Origin of the sequence: Kitasatospora sp. NPDC088346, assembly GCF_044740765.1 — a bacterium.
Taxonomy (GTDB): Bacteria; Actinomycetota; Actinomycetes; order Streptomycetales; family Streptomycetaceae; genus Kitasatospora.
The window spans coordinates 1-18558 of the sequence record NZ_JBIURH010000049.1 but is presented as its reverse complement, the minus strand read 5'-3'; the positions used below and the strand labels follow the sequence as shown (position 1 = coordinate 18558).

Here is an 18558-nt window from a genome sequence, read left to right as displayed (position 1 = left end):
CGTCAGCCGCGCGACGGCGCCCGCCCCTCCACGGCCGGGCGCCGTCGCCGTGGCTCCCGGCTGCCCGCCAGCGGCGAGGCGGAGTTGGGCCCGCGCATCCGCTGGGCGGCGATCTGGCGGGCGATCACGATCTCCAGTAAGCACCAGGCACAGCCGAACACCCCGAGCGCCATCCCCAGCAGGGCCGGCGTCAGCAGCCCGCTGCGCGCGTACGAGGCCAGGCTCGCCACGATCAGCGCGACCAGGGTGAACGCGAAGCAGAGGAAGGCCCGGACGGCGGCGGACCGCACCTCGTCGGGAAGGCGGCGGCGCGCGGCGGACATTCGACAACCCCCATGGTCGCGTGCGCGCCCCGGTCGCCCCCGCGGCGGAGTGGTGGCGCGCCCAGGCCCAGCCTGCCCGTCGCGCCCCGGATCATTCCACCCCTGCGGTCGAGCGCCCGGTTCACTCCAGGGTCGCGTCGAGCTCCTCCAGCGCCCCCAGCACGATCGTGCGCATCGCCCGTTCGGCGGTCTCCGGGTCGCCCGCGCAGATCGCGTCCGCCACCTCGCGGTGCAGCCGCACGGCGTACTCGGCCGGCCGGTGCGGCATCAGGTGGTGCTCGGTGCGGCCGGTGAGCACCGCGCCGACGGTGCTGCCCAGGTGCGCGAACATCTCGTTCCCGCTGGCCCGCAGCACCGCCGAGTGGAAGGCGATGTCGTGCCGCAGGAAGGACTCCAGGTCGGCGGCGCGCGCGGTGACGGTCAGTTCGACGGCCAGGGCGCTCAGCTCCCGGCGCGCGTCGTCGCCGGCCTGACGGGCCGCCAGGGCCGCGGCGGCGGGCTCGACCGCCACCCGCAGGGATCCGAGCGACCGCAGCTGTGCGGCGCGGTCGGCGCCGGCCAGCCGCCAGCGGATCACCAGCGGGTCGAAGACGTCCCAGGCGCTCTTCGGTAGCACGGTGCTGCCCACCCGGCGCCGGGACTCGACCATCCGCATCGACTCCAGGATCCGCACGGCCTCCCGCACCACCGTCCGGGACACCCCGTACCGGTCCTCCAGCTCCTCGGCCCGCAGGACGCTGCCGACCGGGATGTCGCCCGAGGCGATGGCCGGACCGAGGTCCGCGAGCAGTCGGCCCGGCAGGCCCTGGATCTCCATCGGGCCAGCCTATCGGTCAGTAAAAGTATGACGATTGAGTTTCGCCCTCTTGAATAAGTCATACCTTTGGGTCACAGTTACCCCCGGAACAGGCAGAACAGGAGCACCACCCATGGCTCTCACCGTCGAGAACCAGCCACCCGCGGTCGTCGTCATGGGCGTCTCGGGCGTCGGCAAGACCACCGTCGCCGAGTTGCTGGCCGCCCGCCTCCACCTCCCGTACGCGGAGGCCGACGACTTCCACCCCGCCGCCAACATCGCCAAGATGTCGGCCGGCACCCCGCTCGACGACCGGGACCGCGCACCCTGGCTGATCGCCCTCGGCGGCTGGCTCGCCGAGCGCCGGGCCGCCGGGACGGGCGGAGTGGTCACCTGCTCCGCGCTGAAACGCCACTACCGCGACACCCTGCGCGCCCACTGCCCGGACGCGTTCTTCCTGCACCTGGCCGGCAGCCACCGCCTGGTCGAGGACCGCCTCGCCCACCGCAGCGGCCACTTCATGCCGGTCTCCCTGCTCGACTCCCAGTACGCCGCGCTCGAACCGCTCCGGCCGGACGAGCGCGGCGCCGCCCTCGACGTCGGCCCCGCCCCCGAGGACCTCGTCGCGGCGGCCGTCGACCTGCTCCGCCCCGCCCTGGGCTGAGCCGTTCCGCACCCGTACCCACCCTGTCCCTTCCCTGCCCCGCCCCTGTCGCTGTCGCTGTCCCTGTCCTGCCCGGTTCCGCTCCACCCCACCCTGCCGGTACGCCCCGTCAATGGAGACCCGCGTGACCCCCACCTCGCTGCTCGCCGCCGCCCCACCGGCCCTGCCGCACACCACCGACGACACCACCCTGCTGATCGCGGTGCTGGCCAGCATCGCCGCCATCGTGCTGCTGATCACCCGCCTCAAGCTGCACCCCTTCCTCGCCCTGACGCTCGGCTCCGGGCTGCTCGCCGCGGTGGCCGGCGCGCCCTTCGACAAGCTGACCAGCAGCTTCGCCACCGGCTTCGGCGCCACCGTGAGCAGCGTCGGCCTGCTGATCGGGCTCGGTGCGATGCTCGGCAAGCTGCTCGCCGACTCCGGCGGGGCGAACACCATCGCGGACACCGTGCTGGCCCGCTCCGGCCGCCGGGCGCTGCCCTGGGCGATGGCGCTGATCGCCGCGGTGCTCGGGCTGCCGCTGTTCTTCGAGGTCGGCGTCGTCCTGCTGGTGCCGATCGTGCTGCTGGTCGCCCGGCGCGGCAACATCCCGTTGCTGCGGATCGGCATCCCGGCGCTGGCCGGCCTGTCCGTCCTGCACGGTCTGGTGCCCCCGCACCCCGGCCCGCTGGTCGCGGTCGACGCCCTCAAGGCCGACCTCGGCATCACCCTGGCGCTCGGCCTGCTGATCGCGGTGCCGACGCTGGTGATCGCCGGGCCGCTGTTCGCCCGGGTCGCCGAGCGCTGGGTCGGGCCGCTGGAGCTCCCGGCCGAGACCGCGCCGGCCGAGGCCGAACGGCCCGAGCGCACCCCGCGGTTCGGTGCCGTGCTCGCCACCATCCTGCTGCCGGTGGTGCTGATGCTCGGCAAGGCGCTGGTCGACGTGGTGGTCGACGACCCGAAGGCCACCTCGCAGCGGATCTTCGACTTCATCGGCTCACCGCTGATCGCCCTGCTCGCGGCCACCCTGCTCGGCATGCTGACCCTCGGCCGGGCGGCCGGCTTCGACAAGGCGGGGATCTCGCGCACCGTCGAGAAGTCCCTCGCCCCGATCGCCGGCATCGTCTTCATCGTCGGCGCGGGCGGCGGCTTCAAGCAGACCCTGATCGACGTGGGCGTCGGCAACGCGGTCAGCGCCTGGTCGAGCAAGTGGCACATCTCCGCCCTGCTGCTCGGCTGGCTGATCGCCGTCCTGATCCGGTTGGCGACCGGGTCGGCCACCGTCGCCACCATCACCGCCGCGGGCATCGTCGCGCCGCTCGCCGCCGGGATGTCCGGCACCCACGCGTCCCTGCTGGTGCTCGCGATCGGGGCGGGCTCGCTGTTCTTCTCGCACGTCAACGACGCGGGGTTCTGGCTGGTCAAGGAGTACTTCGGGATGACGGTCGGCCAGACGGTCAAGTCCTGGTCGGTGATGGAGACGGTGATCTCGGTGGTGGCGATCGCCCTGATCCTGCCGCTCAGCCTGATCATCTGACGGACGTTCCGTCGAGGGGGCGCCCGGTGGTCCGGGCGCCCCCTTCCGTGCGCCCGGCGCGACGAACCGCAGGCCGTGGGCCCCGGCCGGCCCGGCACGATCGGCCGGACTGGGCCTAACCGATGATCAGGCCGAGCCGGCGGACCAGCTGTTCCACGGTGTCGGTCGGCGGCCAGGGGAAGTCCGGCAGCGCGGCCCGCAGCGTGACCTGCCCGTGCAGGGCCGTCCAGAGCGCCACGGCGTCACCGAACGGATCGGTGCTGGCGGACCGTCCGGCCCCGACGCAGGCCTCCAGGCTGCGCACCAGGGCCATGAACGAGTCCAGCCCGGCCGGTCGGCCCGGACCCTCGCACGGGGACGGCTCCACCCGCTGCCGGGAGGAGCCGAAGACGATCCGGTAGCAGGCCGGCTCGCGGGTGCCGAACTCGACGTACGCGGCGCAGCCCGCGAGCAGCGCGTCCACCGGGTCGTGGTGGGCGGCGGTGGCGGTGTCGGTCATCCGCTGGAGCCGGGCCAGCGCCTCGGTGACGACGGCGTCCACGATGGCGTCCCGGTCGGCGAAGTGGCCGTAGATGGAGGGGGCGGCGATGCCGACCTCCCGGGCCACCGCGCGCAGCGTGACGGCCTCCTTGGACCCTTCGCGTTCGATCAGTGCGATGGCCGCGCGGATGATCTCCTCGCGCAGCCGGGGCCCCTCGCCGCGACGGTTCCTGGGCCGGGCCGGTGGCTCTTCCCGCAGGTCGGTGGCGGTGGGCTCCTTCTCCATGAGTAGTGACTTTACACCTGTTAGGCCAGTGCGCTAGCTTCCCGACCCAACGGCTAACGGCCGTAAGGTTACGAGAGTTAGGACGCCCATGGGCCCCACCACCGCGCCCGATCCGGACCCCGGCCACCCGCGTCGCTGGGCGGCCCTGGCCGCCCTGTGCTCCTCGCTGGTGGTCGTCACCATCGACAACACCGTGCTCAACACCGCACTGCCGGCCCTCGCCGCGGCGCTGCACGCCTCCACCGCCGACCTGCAGTGGATCAACAACGCCTACACCCTGGTCTTCGCCGCGATGCTGATCACCGCGGGCGGGCTCGGTGCCCGATTCGGCCAGCGCCGCTCGCTGATCGCCGGTCTGACGGTCTTCGCCCTGGCCTCCGCGGTCGCCGCCAACGCCGACTCGGCGGCCCAACTGATCGCGCTGCGCGCGGTGATGGGCCTGGGTGCGGCCTTCGTCATGCCGGCCACGCTGTCCACCATCGTGTCGCTGTTCGGCGAGCGGGAACGCCCCAAGGCCATCGCCGTCTGGTCCGCCACCGCCGGGCTCGGCATCGTGATCGGCCCGATCGCCGGTGGCCTGCTGCTCGAACACTTCTCCTGGGGCAGCGTGTTCTGGATCAACGTGCCGCTGGTCGCCGCCGCGCTCGCCGCCGCAGTCACCCTGATCCCGGCCCTGCCGGGCCGTCGGAGCGGTCCCGTCGACGTCCCCGGCCTGCTGCTGTCCGCCACCGGCCTGGCCGCCCTGGTCGACGTGATCGTCCGTGGCCCGGAGCGCGGCTGGCTCTCCTCGGGCTCGCTCGTCGAGGCCGCCGCGGCGGCCGTCCTGCTGGCCGCGTTCGCGCTCTGGGAACTGAGGGCCGCTCAGCCGATGGTCGACATCAGGATGTTCGCCGTGCGCGCGGTCAGCGTCGCGGGCGCGGTGCTGGCCGTCACCTTCTTCGCCCTGTTCGGCCTGCTCTTCGTCTACACCCAGTACCTCCAGCTGGTGCACGGCTACAGCCCGCTCGACGCCGGTCTGGGCGCGCTCCCGTTCGCCCTCGCGATGGCCGCCACCGCCGCCACCAGCGACCGCACCACCGCCCGGATCGGCGCCCGCCGGTCCATCGCCGGCGGTCTCGCCCTGATGGCGCTCGGCCTCGCCGGGGTCTCGCTGGTCCGGGTCGACACCCCGTTCGCGCTGCTCTCCGTCGCGATGGCGGTGGTGGGCGCGGGCATGGGCCTGATCATGGCCCCGGCCAGTGCGACGGCGGTCGCCGCCCTGCCCCGCGAGAAGGCCCCGATGGCGAGCGCCCTCAACGGCGTGGTCCGCGAACTCGGCGGCGTCCTCGGCATCGCGGTGGTCGGCACCGTGGTCTCCGCGGCCTACCGCGACCACCTGCACACCGCCCTGCCGCTCGCCCCGCCGCCCGCCGACGCCGACCTCCCGTCGGCCCACGCCGTCGCCGCCCACCTCCCGCCGCCCCAGGGCGCCCGCCTGGCGGACGCGGCCGACCACGCCTTCACCACCGCCATGCACAGCGGCACCTGGACCTGCGCCGCGATCGCCCTGGCCGGCGCGGCCGCCGCCCTCCTGCTGCTCCACCCCCCGGCCCCGGCCGCCGCCGCACCCGCCACCCCGCCCGCCCGCACCCCGGCCGGCCGCACCCCGGCCGGCCGCGCCGGCTGACCCCCTCCCGACGGCGTCCTGCGCACCACGCGAATCGCCCCCTTCCGCCGCCGGATGCCAGGCATCGGTGGGGGAAGGGGGCGACGGGTTCTCCGGCGAACCGCACGTCGCCGGAGGGGTGTTACGCGGTGCCGCGCTCGGCCAGGAACGCCTCGACCTTGGCCCGGACCTCCGGGGTGTCCAGGCCGCGGACGGTCATGGTGGTGCGGCGGCGCAGCACGTCGTCCACGGTGTACGCCCACTCGTTGTCGGCGGCGTACGCGACCTGGGCCCACACGTCGGGGCCGTCGGCGTGGATCGGCTCGCCGAGCTCGGGGCGGTCGGCGATCAGGCGGGCGATGTCGAAGGAGAGGGTGCCGTAGTGGCTGGCCAGGTGCTTGGCGACCAGCGGCTCCATCCGGGAGCCGGCCTCGCGGTCCATCAGCAGCCGGTGCGCGACGGCGTTCGGCGCGCCGATGCCGGGCAGCGGCACGGTGGCCGGGAACGGCGAGACGTCCTCGGCGAAGCCGGTGCCGGGGACGTGCTTGAGCTTCTCCAGCACGGTGCGGCCGATGTGCCGGTAGGTGGTCCACTTGCCGCCGGCCACCGACAGCATGCCGCCGCGGCCCTCGGTGACGACGGTCTCGCGCTTGGCGGCGGCGGTGTCGCCGGGGCCGCCGGGCAGCACCCGCAGGCCGGCGAAGGAGTAGGTGATCAGGTCCCGGTCGAGGTGCTCGTCGCGGATCGCGTGGCCGGCCTCGTCCATGATCTGGTCGATGTCGGCCTCGGTGGCGCGGACGTCCTGCGGGTCGCCGGTGTACTCCTCGTCCGTGGTGCCGAGCAGGACGTGGTCCTCCCACGGGATGGCGAAGGAGACGCGGTACTTGTCGATCGGGATGGTCAGCGCGGCGCGCCACGGGGTGCGGCGCTTGACGACGACGTGCGCGCCCTTGGACAGGCGGATCGACGGCGCGGCGCCGGCGTCCTCCATCTTGCGCAGGTGGTCGACCCAGGGGCCGGTGGCGTTGAGCACCAGGCGGGCGGAGACGCCGAACTCGGTGCCGTCCAGGCGGTCGCGCAGCTCGGCGCCGGTGACCCGGGTGCCGGTGAAGCGCAGGCCGGTGACCTCGGCGTGGTTGAGCGCGACGGCGCCCGCGTCGACGGCGGCGCGCACGGTCATCACGGCGACCCGGGAGTCGTTCATCTGGTGGTCGCCGTAGACCGCGACGGCCTGCAGGCCCTCGGTGCGCAGCGCGGGCACCTGCTGGGCGGCGTGCGCGGCGGTGGAGACCCGGCCCATGCCGTCGCGGAAGGCGGACAGCGCGGAGTACAGGAAGACGCCGGCGCCGAGCTTGGGGGCGCTGTGCGGGCCGCCCTTGTACACGGGCACGAAGAAGGTCAGCGGGTTGACCAGGTGCGGGGCCACGTCGGTGGCGAGGGCGCGGCGCTCCTTGTGGTTCTCCGCGACCAGCTTGACCGCGCCGGTCTGCAGGTAGCGCAGGCCGCCGTGGACGAGCTTGGAGGAGGCGCTGGAGGTGGCGCCGGCGAAGTCGCCGGCGTCGACCATGGCGACCTTGAGACCGGCCTGGGCGGCCGTCCAGGCGGTGGCGGTGCCGAGGATGCCGCCGCCGATCACCAGCAGGTCGTAGGTGGCCTTGCCCAGCAGTTCGCGGGTCTCGGCGCGGGAGGCGGTACGGCCGGCGGTGCGCTCGGCGCCCAGGGTCGGGATGGTTGCCATGGTGTGGTTACGGCGGCGCGGGTCGGGCGGCGCCGTTTCTCCTCTCGTTGTGCGGTGCGGCCTGGTGCTGCAGGCCGGTCGGCCCGGTGCGGCGGGCCGGGTTGGAAACCGGAACGACCGGCCGGGGCCCGTGGCCCCGGCCGGTTGCCCGGTCAGCTCTGCTCGTCCTCCTCCACCCAGCCCATGGTGCGCTCCACGGCCTTGAGCCACTTCTTGTACTCCCGCTCCCGGGTGGCCTCGTTCATGCGGGGGGTCCACTCGGCGGCGCGGTGCCAGTTGGCCCGCAGGGTGTCCAGGTCGGGCCAGAAGCCGACCGCGAGGCCGGCCGCGTAGGCCGCGCCGAGGGCGGTGGTCTCGGCGACGTACGGGCGCTCGACGGGAGCGTCCAGGACGTCGGCGATGTTCTGCATCAGCAGGTTGTTGGAGGTCATGCCGCCGTCGACCTTGAGGGCCGTCAGCTCGACGCCGGAGTCCTTCTGCATGGCGTCGACGACCTCGCGGGTCTGCCAGGCGGTGGCCTCCAGGACGGCGCGGGCCAGGTGGCCCTTGGTGACGTACCGGGTGAGACCGGCGATCACACCGCGGGCGTCGGAGCGCCAGTACGGGGCGAACAGGCCGGAGAAGGCCGGGACGAAGTAGGCGCCGCCGTTGTCCTCGACCGTGTTGGCCAGGGTCTCGATCTCGGCGGCGGTGGAGATGATGCCGAGCTGGTCGCGCAGCCACTGCACGAGCGACCCGGTGACCGCGATCGAGCCCTCCAGGGCGTACACCGGGGCCTGGTCGCCGATCCGGTAGCCGACCGTGGTGAGCAGGCCGTGGTACGAGTTGACGATCTTCTCGCCGGTGTTCAGCAGCAGGAAGGTGCCGGTGCCGTAGGTCGACTTGGCCTCGCCCTCGCTGAAGCAGGTCTGGCCGAACAGGGCGGCCTGCTGGTCGCCGAGCGCGGAGGCGACGGGCACGCCCTCCAGGTCGCCGACGGCGTTGCCGTAGACCTCGGCGGAGGAGCGGATCTCCGGCAGGACGGCCAGCGGCACGCCCATCGACTCGGCGATCTTCTCGTCCCAGGCCAGGGTGGAGAGGTTCATCAGCATGGTGCGGCTGGCGTTGGTCACATCGGTGATGTGCTTGCCGCCGTTCACCCCGCCGGTGAGGTTCCAGATCACCCAGGTGTCCATGGTGCCGAACAGGATGTCGCCGGCCTCGGCGCGCTCCCGCAGGCCCTCGACGTTGTCCAGCAGCCAGCGGATCTTCGGACCGGCGAAGTAGCTGGCCAGCGGCAGGCCGGTCTCGCGGCGGAAGCGGTCCTGGCCGACGTTGCGGCCGAGCTCGCGGCAGAGCGCCTCGGTCCGGGTGTCCTGCCAGACCAGCGCGTTGTGGACCGGCTCGCCGGTGTTCCTGTCCCACAGGACGGTGGTCTCGCGCTGGTTGGTGATGCCGATCGCGCGGATGTCGTCCTTGGTCAGGCCCGCCTTCTCCAGGGCACCGCGGACCACCGACTGGACGCGGGTCCAGATCTCGGCGGCGTCGTGCTCGACCCAGCCGGGCTGCGGGAAGATCTGCGAGTGCTCCTGCTGGTCGACGGCGACGATCCGGCCGTCGGCGCCGAAGATGATGCAACGGCTGGAGGTCGTGCCCTGGTCGATCGCGGCGATGTAGTTGCCGGAGGCGTTGCCAGTGGTGGTCATGAGGTCCTCGGCTCGGGATGAGGGGTTCGGGGTGGGCGGGCCTGACGTGAGGTCAGTCCCCGGGAGCGGGAGTGGGGCAAACCCCATCCGGCGCTACCCGGTCAGAAGGCGAGGTGGTAGAAGCCACCCGCCAGCAGGCCGCCGATGACCGGGCCGGCCACCGGGATCCACGCGTAGGACCAGTCGGAGCCGCCCTTGTGGGGGATGGGCAGCAGCGAGTGGATGATGCGCGGGCCGAGGTCGCGGACCGGGTTGATCGCGTAGCCGGTCGGGCCGCCGAGCGACAGGCCGATGCCGACCACGGTGAAGGCGACGATCAGGATGCCGGTGCCGGACAGGCCCAGGCCCTTGTTGAGGCCCTGGGTCAGGATGGCGAGGCAGAGCACGAAGGTGCCGATGATCTCGGTCAGCAGGTTCTGGAAGGTGTTCCGGATCTCCGGACCGGTCGAGAAGATGCCGAGGGTCGGCTCCTCGTTGGCCTGGAACTGGCCGAGGTAGGTGGCCCAGACCAGGACGGCGCCGATCATCGCGCCGAGCAGCTGCGAGCCGAGGTAGAGCGGCACCTTGCCCCACTCGCCGGTGTCGGCGGCGATCGCGAGGGTGACGGCCGGATTGAGGTGGGCACCGGACTTGGGGGCCGACATGTAGGCGGCGATCATGACCGCGAAGCCCCAGCCGAAGGTGATGGCCAGCCAGCCGGCGTTGATCGCCTTGGACTTCTTGAGAGTGACAGCGGCGCAGACGCCACCGCCGAGGAGTATCAGCGCGGCAGTACCGAGGGTCTCGCCGACAAAGATGTCGCCGTTGGAGAACGCGGACACACAGACTCCTTCGTCTGTCTGGCTCCTATGTCCGAATGGTCCGGAGCAAGGGTGGGGGCAGGCGGTACGGCTCCCGTCCCGGGGATTCGTACCGGGGGGCGGCTGGGCTGACCGCTGAGCGGGTGAGCGCCGGGGGAGTGCGGTTCAGTCCAACCATCGTTCGACATTGTCGACCGACATGCGGAAGCTTCTCTCCCCGGTCACCCCTGCGTCAAGGCCGGGTTACGTACCTGTGACTCATCGATCCCGCAGCCCCCCGCCCGGAACGCGAAAAGCCGTGGCGCGGGCGGCCCACAGGCCTGCCCGCGCCATGGCGGAGGGGTTCTACGGAAGGGCGGAACGGATCAGAAGCGGCCGGCCCCCAGGTCGCGGGAGATCGCCCGCGCGGCGCTGCGCACGGACGCGACCAGCGAGGGCTTCACGAAACCGTCCTCGCAGACCGTCTCCACCGCCCCCGAGATGCACACCGCGCCCACCGGGTTGCGCCGCCGGTCCTGGATCAGCGCGCCGATCGACGCCACCCCCTCCCAGGTCTCCTCGACCGCGTCCGCCCAGCCGCGCTCACGGATCAGCGCGCACTCGGCGTCCACCACGGCCGGGTCGGTCAGGGTGCGCAGCGTGTACGACTCCAGCGGGCCCTCGCCCAGCTGGCCGCGCGCCACCGGGTCGTACGCCAGCAGCACCTTGCCCAGCGCGGTGCTGTGCAGCGGCTGCATCGAGCCGACCTCCAGCACCTGCCGGGTGTCGTCCGGGCGGAAGACGTGGTGCACGATCAGCACGCCCTGCTGGTGCAGCACCCCCAGGTAGACCGTCTCGCCGGAGGCGCGGGCCAGGTCGTCGGCCCAGACCAGGGCGCGGGCGCGCAGCTCGTGCACGTCCAGGTAGCTCTGGCCGAGCCGCAGCAGTTCGGCCCCCAACTGGTACTTCCCGCTCTCGGCATCCTGCTCGACGAACCCCTCCTGCTGGAGGGTGCGCAGGATCCCGTGCGCCGTCCCCTTGGCCAGGTCCAGAGCCGTGGCCACCTCGGACAGGCCGAGCCGGCGCTCACCTCCGGCCAGCAGCCGCAGTATCGCGGCGGCCCGGGAGAGCGACTGGATCGGGCCGGGCATCGGCTACCTCCCTGACAGACGGTCGACAATGTCGACCGCAAGAGTATCGCCATGAGTCTGCCAGGCCACAGGCCGTACGTGCACCTTTCCGGATCACCGGCCCCGGACGACCCGCGCCAGCTCGCCGATCTCCCGCTCCCCGACCCGGCAGCAGCCGCCCACCAGCCGCGCGCCGTCGCCCACCCAGAGCGCCACCCGGTCGCCCCGGAACGTCGCCCCGCCCGTCCAGCCGCGCGCCCCCGCGTCCCACCGCTCACCGCTGTTCGGGTACACCACCACGGGCTTGCCCGACACCTGCGCCGCCAGCGGCACCGCCAGGTCCGCGTCCGGCGGCGGGCAGCAGTTCACCCCCACCGCCACCACCTCCGGCACCTCGGCCGCCATCGCGAACGCCTCCGCCAGCGGCTGCCCCGCCCGGGTCAGCCCGCCCGCCGCACTGAACGACAGCCACACCGGCACCCCCAGCCCCTGCACCACCCGCAGCAGCGCCTCCGCCTCGTCCACGTCCGGCACGGTCTCCAGGGCCAGCACGTCCGGCCCGGCCGCCGCCAGCACCTCCACCCGCGGCCGGTGCCACCGCTCCAGCTGCGCCACGCTCAGCCCGTACCGCCCCCGGTACTCCGACCCGTCCGCCAGCACCGCCCCGTACGGCCCGACCGACGCCGCCACCCACCGCCGCCCCGGCCCGGCGGAGGCGGCCGCCGTCCGGGCCAGCTCCACGCTGGAGGCCAGCAGCCGGGCCGCCCCGGCCCGGTCCACCCCGCGCCGGGCGAACCCCTCGAAGCTCGCCTGGTAGCTGGCGGTGATCGCCACCTGGGCCCCGGCCCGGAAGTACCCGAGGTGCGCGTCGACCAGCGCCTGCGGCCGGTCCATCAGCAGCCGGGCCGACCAGAGCTCGTCCGCCAGCACGTACCCGGCCGCCACCAGCTGGTTCGACAGCCCGCCGTCCAGCACCAGCGGCCCGGCCGCCAGGGCGGCCGCGAACGAGCCCGGGAGCCCTCCGGGGAGGGGCGGTTGCGGGGGAGAGGTGACCACGGCGACCTCCTGGCACGCAGCAGGGGCATCCCCCGCCACTCTAGGCACGCCCGGCCGTCCGGTGCGCTATGTTGCGCTCACCCCGAGCACGACACCCGACCGCAGGAGGCCCCGTGCCCGCCGACCCCGCCGCGGAGCCGCCCGCGGCCACCCCCGCGAACCCCGCGGCCGAACCGACCGCCGAGCAGGAGTGGCTCGCCGCCTACGACCCCCGCGCCTACGCCCCCGTCGCCGTCACCGTCGACGTCGTCGCGCTGACCCTGCGCGCGGGCGAACTCTGCGTCCTGCTCGTCCAGCGCGCCGAACCGCCCTTCCAGGGGCACTGGGCCCTGCCCGGCGGCTTCCTCCGCGCAGGCCAGGAGAACCTCGAACAGGCCGCCGTCCGCGAACTGGCCGAGGAGACCGCCCTGGACGGCACCGACGGCGCCGCCACCCTCGGCCGCCTCCACCTCGAACAGCTCGGCACCTTCGGCGACCCCGCCCGCGACCCCCGGATGCACGTGGTCTCCGTCGCCCACCTCGCCTTCGCCCCCGACCTGCCCGCCCCCACCGCCGGCACCGACGCGGCGGCCGCCGCCTGGCACCCCGTCCACACCCTCGACCTCGCCGGCACCGGCACCGGAGGCACCCCGCTCGCCTTCGACCACGCCGCGATCCTCACCCACGGCCTCGACCGCGCCCGCGCCAAACTCGAGTACCGCCCCCTCGCCACCGCCTTCCTCGACCCCACCTTCACCATCCCCGAGCTGCGCGCGGTCTACGAGGCCGTCTGGGGCGAGAAGCTGCACGCCGGCAACTTCCACCGCAAGGTGCTCTCCGTCCCCGGCTTCGTCGAACACACCGGCACCACCAGCGACCGCGGCGGCACCCGCGGCGGCCCCCGCGCCCGCCACTACCGCGCCGGCGACGCCCGGCGCCTGCACCCCCCACTGCTGCGCCCCGGCCGCGACCGGCCGATCCCCTGACCGGGCGACCACCGCCGCACTACCATCCGTCCCATGACGACCGCGCAGTCCCACCGCCCCAACTCCCACTGCCACTGGTGCGGCACGCCGTACCCGCCGAACACCGACGGCTGGCCCCGCACCTGCGCCGGCTGCACCGAGATCAGCTACCGCAACCCGCTGCCCGTCACCGTCGTCCTGCTCCCCGTCGACCGGCCCGACGGCACCCGCGGCCTGGTCGTCATCCGCCGCACCATCGAACCCGGCTACGGCGAGCTCGCCCTGCCCGGCGGCTACGTCGACTTCGGCGAGAGCTGGCAGCAGGCCGCCGCCCGGGAACTGCGCGAGGAGACCGGCATCGAGGCCGACCCCGCCGACGTCACCCTGGTCGCCACCGACTCCGACGCCGCCGGCGGCTTCATCTGCCTGTTCGGCCTGCTGGCCGTCCGCGCCCTCGCCGACCTGCCGCCCTCCGCCCCCACCGAGGAGACCGACGGCTGGCAGCTCGCCGACCCCGGCACCCCGCTCGCCTTCCCCTTCCACACCCGGGTCTCCGCGGCCTGGTTCAAGGGCGAGTACGACCACCTTGTGGCCGACCCCCACTGACCAGCGCCTCGGGGTGGCGTGGCGGACCCTGGCGCGGCAGACGATCGCATGGCATGGTCTGCTCCGTCAGCGTCCCTCGGGCGGGCCCGCCACAAGCACCGCCCGTCCCCACGTACCGGCCGGGAGACCACCACCGTGAGCACCCCATCCCAGGACCAGCCGCTCTGGCGCCCCGCCCCCGACCGCGCCGCCGCCACCCGGTTGGTCGCGTTCCAGGCCTGGGCCGCCGAGCACCACGGAGCTCCGGCCGCGCCGCTCGCACCCGCCGCCGACGACGAGCAGGCCGCCGCCCGCTACGCCGCCCTGCACGCCTGGTCCACCGAGGACCTCGACCGCTTCTGGCAGGCCGTCACCGAGTACTTCGACATCCGCTTCGGCACCCCGCCCGAGGCCGTCCTCGCGGACCCGGCCATGCCCGGCGCCCGCTGGTTCCCCGGCGCCCGCCTCAACTACGCCGAGCACGCCCTGCGCCACGGCGAGGACCCGGCCCACGCCGCCGAACCGGCCGTCCTGCACCTCGACGAGACCACCGCCGAGCCCGTCGCCACCAGCTGGGCCGAGCTGCGCCGCCAGGTCGGTGCCCTCGCCGCCGCCCTGCGCGCCCGCGGCGTCCGCCCGGGCGACCGGGTCGGCGCCTACCTGCCCAACATCCCGCAGGCCGCCGTCGCCCTCCTCGCCACCGCCGCCGTCGGCGCCGTCTGGACCAGCTGCGCCCCCGACTTCGGCGCCCGCAGTGTCCTCGACCGGCTCCAGCAGATCGAGCCCGTCGTCCTCTTCGCCGTCGACGGCTACCACTACGGCGGCAAGGACCACGACCGCACCGAGGTGGTCTGCGAACTGCGCGCCGCGCTGCCCTCCCTGCACACCGTCGTGCACGTCCCGCTGCTCGGCGGCGCCGCCCCCGAGGGCGCCCTCGACTGGGCCGGGGTGACCGCCGGCGACGCCGAACCGGTCTTCGAGCAGGTCCCCTTCGAGCACCCGCTCTGGGTCCTCTACTCCTCCGGCACCACCGGCCTGCCCAAGGCCATCGTGCAGAGCCAGGGCGGCATCCTGCTGGAGCACCACAAGCAGGCCTCGCTCCACCTGGACCTCGGCCCCGAGGACCGCTTCCTCTGGTACACCTCCACCGGCTGGATGATGTGGAACTTCCTCATCGCCGGTCTCCTGGTCGGATCCACGATCGTCACCTACGACGGCAGCCCCGGCCACCCCGACACCGGCGCCTTCTGGTCGGTCGCCGCCCGCACCCGCGCCACCGTCGTCGGCACCTCCGCCGCGTACGTCATCGCCAGCCGCAAGGCCGGTCTGCACCCCGGCCGCGACCTCGACCTGTCCGCGATGCGCTGCCTCGGCACCACCGGCTCCCCGCTGCCCCCCGACGGCTTCCAGTGGATCTACGACGAGGTCGAGCGGGACCTCTGGCTGGCCTCCGTCAGCGGCGGCACCGACGTCTGCTCCTGCTTCGTCGGCGGCGTCCCCACCCTCCCGGTGTACCTCGGCGAGATCCAGGCCCCCTGCCTCGGCGCCGCCGTCGAGTCCTGGGACGTCCAGGGCAAGCCGCACACCGACGAGGTCGGCGAGCTGGTCGTCACCAAGCCGCTGCCGTCCATGCCCACCGGCTTCTGGAACGACCCGGACGGCACCCGCTACCGCGACAGCTACTTCGAGACGTACCCGGGCACCTGGCGCCACGGCGACTGGATCACCGTCACCTCCCGCGGCACCGTGGTCATCCACGGCCGTTCCGACTCCACCCTCAACCGGCAGGGCGTCCGGATGGGCTCCGCCGACATCTACGAGGTGGTCGAGCGGCTCCCCGAGATCGCCGAGTCGCTCGTCATCGGACTGGAGGAGCCGGAGGGCGGCTACTGGATGCCGCTGTTCGTCGTCCTCGCCCCCGGGGCCGTCCTCGACGACGCCCTGATCGGCCGCATCCGCACCTCGCTGCGCACCGAGCTCTCCCCGCGGCACGTCCCCGACGAGGTCATCGCCGTCACCGGCCTGCCGCACACCCTCACCGGCAAGCGCATCGAGGTCCCGGTCAAGCGCCTGCTGTCCGGCACCCCGCTCGCCCAGGCGGTCAACCCCGGGTCCGTCGACAACCTCGACCACCTGCGGTTCTTCGAGCAGCTCGGCCGCGAGCGCCGGGCCTGAACAGCCCGGAGGGGCGCTGCCAACCCCCACGGTGGCAGCGCCCCTCCTCCCTCACCCGTCCCGGGATCACTCCCCGGACAGCACCTGGTGCGCGGCGGCCCGCGCCTCCTCGGCGGTGTCGGTGGCCCGCGCCGCCTCGGCCGCCCGGCGGCACTGCGCCAGCGTGTACCTGGCCAGCGCGGTCCGCACGTACGGGATCGACGCGGCGCCCATCGACAGGCTGGTGACGCCCAGGCCGGTCAGGACGCAGGCCAGCAGCGGGTCCGAGGCGCCCTCGCCGCACACGCCGCAGGTCTTCCCGACCGCCTTCGCCGCCTCCGCGGACAGCGCGACCAGGTCCAGCAGGGCCGGCTGCCAGGCGTCCTGCAGCCGTGCCAGCGCCCCGACCTGCCGGTCGGCGGCGAAGGCGTACTGGGCCAGGTCGTTGGTCCCCAGCGAGAGGAACTCGACCTCCTGCAGCACCGAGCGGGCCCGCAGCGCGGCCGACGGGATCTCCACCATCGCGCCGAACTTGGCGTCCAGCCCGGCCCTGCGGCAGGCGTCCGCGAACGCCCTGGCGTCCACCCGGTCGGCCACCATCGGGGCCATCACCTCCAGGTGCACCGGCAGCCCCTCGGCGGCCTTCGCCAGTGCGCGCAGCTGGGTGGCGAGCACCTCCGGGTGCTCCAGCAGCGTCCGCAGACCGCGCACCCCGAGCGCGGGGTTGGGCTCGTCCGCCGGGGTCAGGAAGTCCAGCGGCTTGTCCGCACCCGCGTCCAGCACCCGGACCACCACCCGGCTCTCCGGGAAGGCCTCCAGCACCGTGCGGTACGCCTCGACCTGCTTCGCCTCGCCCGGTGCCTTCGCCGAGTCGTCCAGGAACAGGAACTCGGTGCGGAACAGGCCCACGCCCTCCGCCCCCGCCTCCAGCGCCGCCGGCAGATCGGCCGGCCCGCCGATGTTGGCGAGCAGCGGCACCCGGTGCCCGTCCGAGGTGCGGCCGGGACCGGAGGACGCCGCCAGCGCGGCCCTCCGTTCGGCGGCCACCCGCCGCAGCTCCTCCTGCCGCGCGGTGCTCGGTTCCACCAGCACGTCACCGGAACTGCCGTCCACCGCCACGGTGGTGCCCTCGGCCACGTCGGTGGCGCCCGGCAGCGCGACCACGGCCGGCACCCCCATCGCCCGCGCCAGGATGGCGCTGTGGCTGGTCGGCCCGCCCTCCTCGGTCACGAACCCGAGCACCAGGGTCGGGTCCAGCAGCGCGGTGTCCGCCGGCGCCAGGTCCCGCGCGAACAGCACGTACGGCTCGTCGCTGTCCGGCACCCCGGGCATCGGCACGCCCAGCAGCCGCGCCACGATCCGGTTGCGCACGTCGTCCAGGTCGGCGACCCGCCCGGCGAGGTAGTCCCCGGCCGAGGCCAGCAGCGCCCGGTACGCGGCGAACGCGTCGTACACCCCGCGCTCGGCACTGCTGCCGACCGCGATCCGGCGGCTGACGTCCGCCATCAGCTCCGGGTCCTGCGCCATCAGCGCCTGGGCCTCCAGCACCGCCTGCGCCTCACCACCGGCCAGGTTCCCCCGGGCGATCAGGTCGGCGGCCACCGCGTCGACGGCGGCCTGGGCCCGTGCCTGCTCGTGGGGCGCGTCCGCGGTCGGGATCTGCGTGGCGGGCGGCTCCAGGACGGCCGTCCCCATGTGCCGGACCTGCCCGATCGCGACACCGTGGCTGACGCCGACGCCGCGCAGCGACTGCTCCATCTCCTGAATTCCTCTCACCACCGTCAGTTCCAGGTGAACAGCGCGCCGCCGACCGGCACGTCGCCGGCCTCGGCCACCGCGCTGAGCGCCTCGGCCGGTGCCTCCAGCGCGACGATCGGGGAGATCGGCGACTTCCCGGCGGCCTCGACCGCGGCCGGGTTCCACTTGATGACCGGCTGGCCGCGCCGCACCTGGTCGCCCTTGTTGACCAGCAGCTCGAAGCCCTCGCCGTTCAACTGCACGGTGTCGATCCCCAGGTGGGTCAGTACGCCGCGGCCGTTCTCGTCCATCACGACGAAGGCGTGCGGGTGCATGGACACCACCAGACCGTCCACCGGCGCCACCGCCGCGGTGGGCTCGCGCACCGGGTCGATCGCGGTGCCGGGGCCCACCATGGCGCCGGCGAAGACGGGGTCGGGCACGGCGGCGAGCCCGACGGCGCGACCGGCGAGCGGCGACGTCACAGTGGTCATGGTGGAGCCTCCCAGGTGCGGAGTACAGCGCGTATGGCCGCGGAACAGCGGCTCGTACATCGACTGAAGCCTAAATTATGTCAACTTCGGACATCTCATGACATACCGCCAGGTCGCCCGGGGCTCGATGTGTCCGGCCCGTGGAGACGGCCGTGCACGAATCGAGCCGCAGTCCGGCGCCGGCCGGACCATGGGCGCCCAAGTGGTCTAGTCCTCTTGGTCGACGGGCGGCACTCTACGGCATCGAGGTGAGTGCCGACGACGCCCCGCCCCCGCCCGCCGGGCGCCCCGCGGTGCACCCGTCCGGGTGACAACCGGGGCGACTCGATTAGGTGCTCGGCCCGCAGGCCGCTATGGTTGGCCGAGTCGCCGCGACACCGCGGTGAACGGAGCAAGTCGAGATCGCAAAGACCCGGTTAAAACCGGGTAAACGGATCTGATAAGCTCGAATCACGAACGAAGCGCCCGGAGGGCCCGCTGGAAGGCGGTCCGAAGGAAGTGTCCGTTCCTTGAGAACTCAACAGCGTGCCAAAAGTCAACGCCAGA

General features: G+C 73.8%; 16 protein-coding genes. 6 read left to right on the top strand and 10 right to left on the bottom strand.

Translation table 11 applies throughout. The features are described 5' to 3' along the window. Positions 1-2: 2 nt before the first annotated feature. The gene (locus ACIOFR_RS35155) at positions 3-323 is read right to left on the bottom strand and encodes a hypothetical protein (protein ID WP_401003742.1); all 321 of its coding nucleotides are present in this window, start codon (positions 321-323) and stop codon (positions 3-5) included. A gap of 121 nt (positions 324-444) precedes the next feature. Continuing rightward, positions 445-1140 (bottom strand): FadR/GntR family transcriptional regulator, encoded by a 696-nt coding sequence (locus ACIOFR_RS35150; protein WP_401003740.1) that lies wholly within the window; start codon positions 1138-1140, stop codon positions 445-447. Between the two features lie 112 nt (positions 1141-1252). On the opposite strand from ACIOFR_RS35150, the gene ACIOFR_RS35145 reads away from it, so the two are divergent. Further along, positions 1253-1783: a gluconokinase gene (locus tag ACIOFR_RS35145; RefSeq protein WP_401003739.1), complete on the top strand. Its 531-nt coding sequence runs from the start codon at positions 1253-1255 to the stop codon at positions 1781-1783. Between the two features lie 112 nt (positions 1784-1895). Next, entirely contained in the window at positions 1896-3299 is a 1404-nt protein-coding gene (locus ACIOFR_RS35140) for a gluconate:H+ symporter (RefSeq protein ID WP_401003737.1), read from the top strand. 115 nt (positions 3300-3414) lie between these two features. On the opposite strand, the gene ACIOFR_RS35135 is transcribed toward ACIOFR_RS35140, so the two are convergent. Further along, positions 3415-4065, bottom strand: coding sequence for a TetR/AcrR family transcriptional regulator (locus ACIOFR_RS35135; RefSeq protein WP_401003735.1), 651 nt, complete (start codon positions 4063-4065; stop codon positions 3415-3417). A gap of 88 nt (positions 4066-4153) precedes the next feature. On the opposite strand from ACIOFR_RS35135, the gene ACIOFR_RS35130 reads away from it, so the two are divergent. After that, a complete protein-coding gene (locus tag ACIOFR_RS35130) occupies positions 4154-5731 on the top strand; it encodes a DHA2 family efflux MFS transporter permease subunit (protein ID WP_401003733.1) in 1578 nt (525 codons plus the stop codon). A gap of 121 nt (positions 5732-5852) precedes the next feature. Here the strand turns inward: ACIOFR_RS35130 and ACIOFR_RS35125 are convergent, their stop codons facing one another. From ACIOFR_RS35125 to mmuM, 5 genes are all read right to left on the bottom strand, one after another. Then, the gene (locus ACIOFR_RS35125) at positions 5853-7448 is read right to left on the bottom strand and encodes a glycerol-3-phosphate dehydrogenase/oxidase (protein WP_401003731.1); all 1596 of its coding nucleotides are present in this window, start codon (positions 7446-7448) and stop codon (positions 5853-5855) included. 152 nt (positions 7449-7600) lie between these two features. Next, positions 7601-9133, bottom strand: coding sequence for a glycerol kinase GlpK (gene glpK, locus ACIOFR_RS35120; protein ID WP_401003729.1), 1533 nt, complete (start codon positions 9131-9133; stop codon positions 7601-7603). 101 nt (positions 9134-9234) lie between these two features. Next, on the bottom strand, positions 9235-9954 hold the full coding sequence (locus tag ACIOFR_RS35115) for an MIP/aquaporin family protein (RefSeq protein ID WP_401003728.1): 720 nt from the start codon (positions 9952-9954) through the stop codon (positions 9235-9237). A 344-nt stretch (positions 9955-10298) separates the two neighbouring features. Then, a complete protein-coding gene (locus ACIOFR_RS35110; RefSeq protein WP_401003726.1) occupies positions 10299-11063 on the bottom strand; it encodes an IclR family transcriptional regulator in 765 nt (254 codons plus the stop codon). A gap of 93 nt (positions 11064-11156) precedes the next feature. After that, positions 11157-12098 carry a homocysteine S-methyltransferase gene (gene mmuM, locus ACIOFR_RS35105; protein ID WP_401003724.1) on the bottom strand — a complete coding sequence of 314 codons (942 nt, stop codon included), beginning with the start codon at positions 12096-12098 and terminating at the stop codon, positions 11157-11159. Positions 12099-12211: 113 nt separating this feature from the next. Between mmuM and ACIOFR_RS35100 the strand changes: the two genes are divergently transcribed. The 3 genes from ACIOFR_RS35100 to ACIOFR_RS35090 all read left to right on the top strand — a co-directional run bounded on the left by ACIOFR_RS35100 (position 12212) and on the right by ACIOFR_RS35090 (position 15802). Then, entirely contained in the window at positions 12212-13063 is an 852-nt protein-coding gene (locus ACIOFR_RS35100; protein WP_401003722.1) for an NUDIX hydrolase, read from the top strand. A gap of 33 nt (positions 13064-13096) precedes the next feature. Beyond that, positions 13097-13648: an NUDIX domain-containing protein gene (locus tag ACIOFR_RS35095; RefSeq protein WP_401003720.1), complete on the top strand. Its 552-nt coding sequence runs from the start codon at positions 13097-13099 to the stop codon at positions 13646-13648. Positions 13649-13783: 135 nt separating this feature from the next. After that, positions 13784-15802 (top strand): acetoacetate--CoA ligase, encoded by a 2019-nt coding sequence (locus ACIOFR_RS35090; RefSeq protein ID WP_401003718.1) that lies wholly within the window; start codon positions 13784-13786, stop codon positions 15800-15802. A gap of 66 nt (positions 15803-15868) precedes the next feature. On the opposite strand, the gene ptsP is transcribed toward ACIOFR_RS35090, so the two are convergent. Both ptsP and ACIOFR_RS35080 read right to left on the bottom strand, forming a co-directional pair. Further along, positions 15869-17539, bottom strand: a complete 1671-nt coding sequence (gene ptsP, locus ACIOFR_RS35085; protein ID WP_401003716.1) for a phosphoenolpyruvate--protein phosphotransferase — start codon at positions 17537-17539, stop codon at positions 15869-15871. A 23-nt stretch (positions 17540-17562) separates the two neighbouring features. Beyond that, entirely contained in the window at positions 17563-18012 is a 450-nt protein-coding gene (locus tag ACIOFR_RS35080; RefSeq protein ID WP_401003714.1) for a PTS glucose transporter subunit IIA, read from the bottom strand. Between the last annotated feature and the right edge of the window lie 546 nt (positions 18013-18558).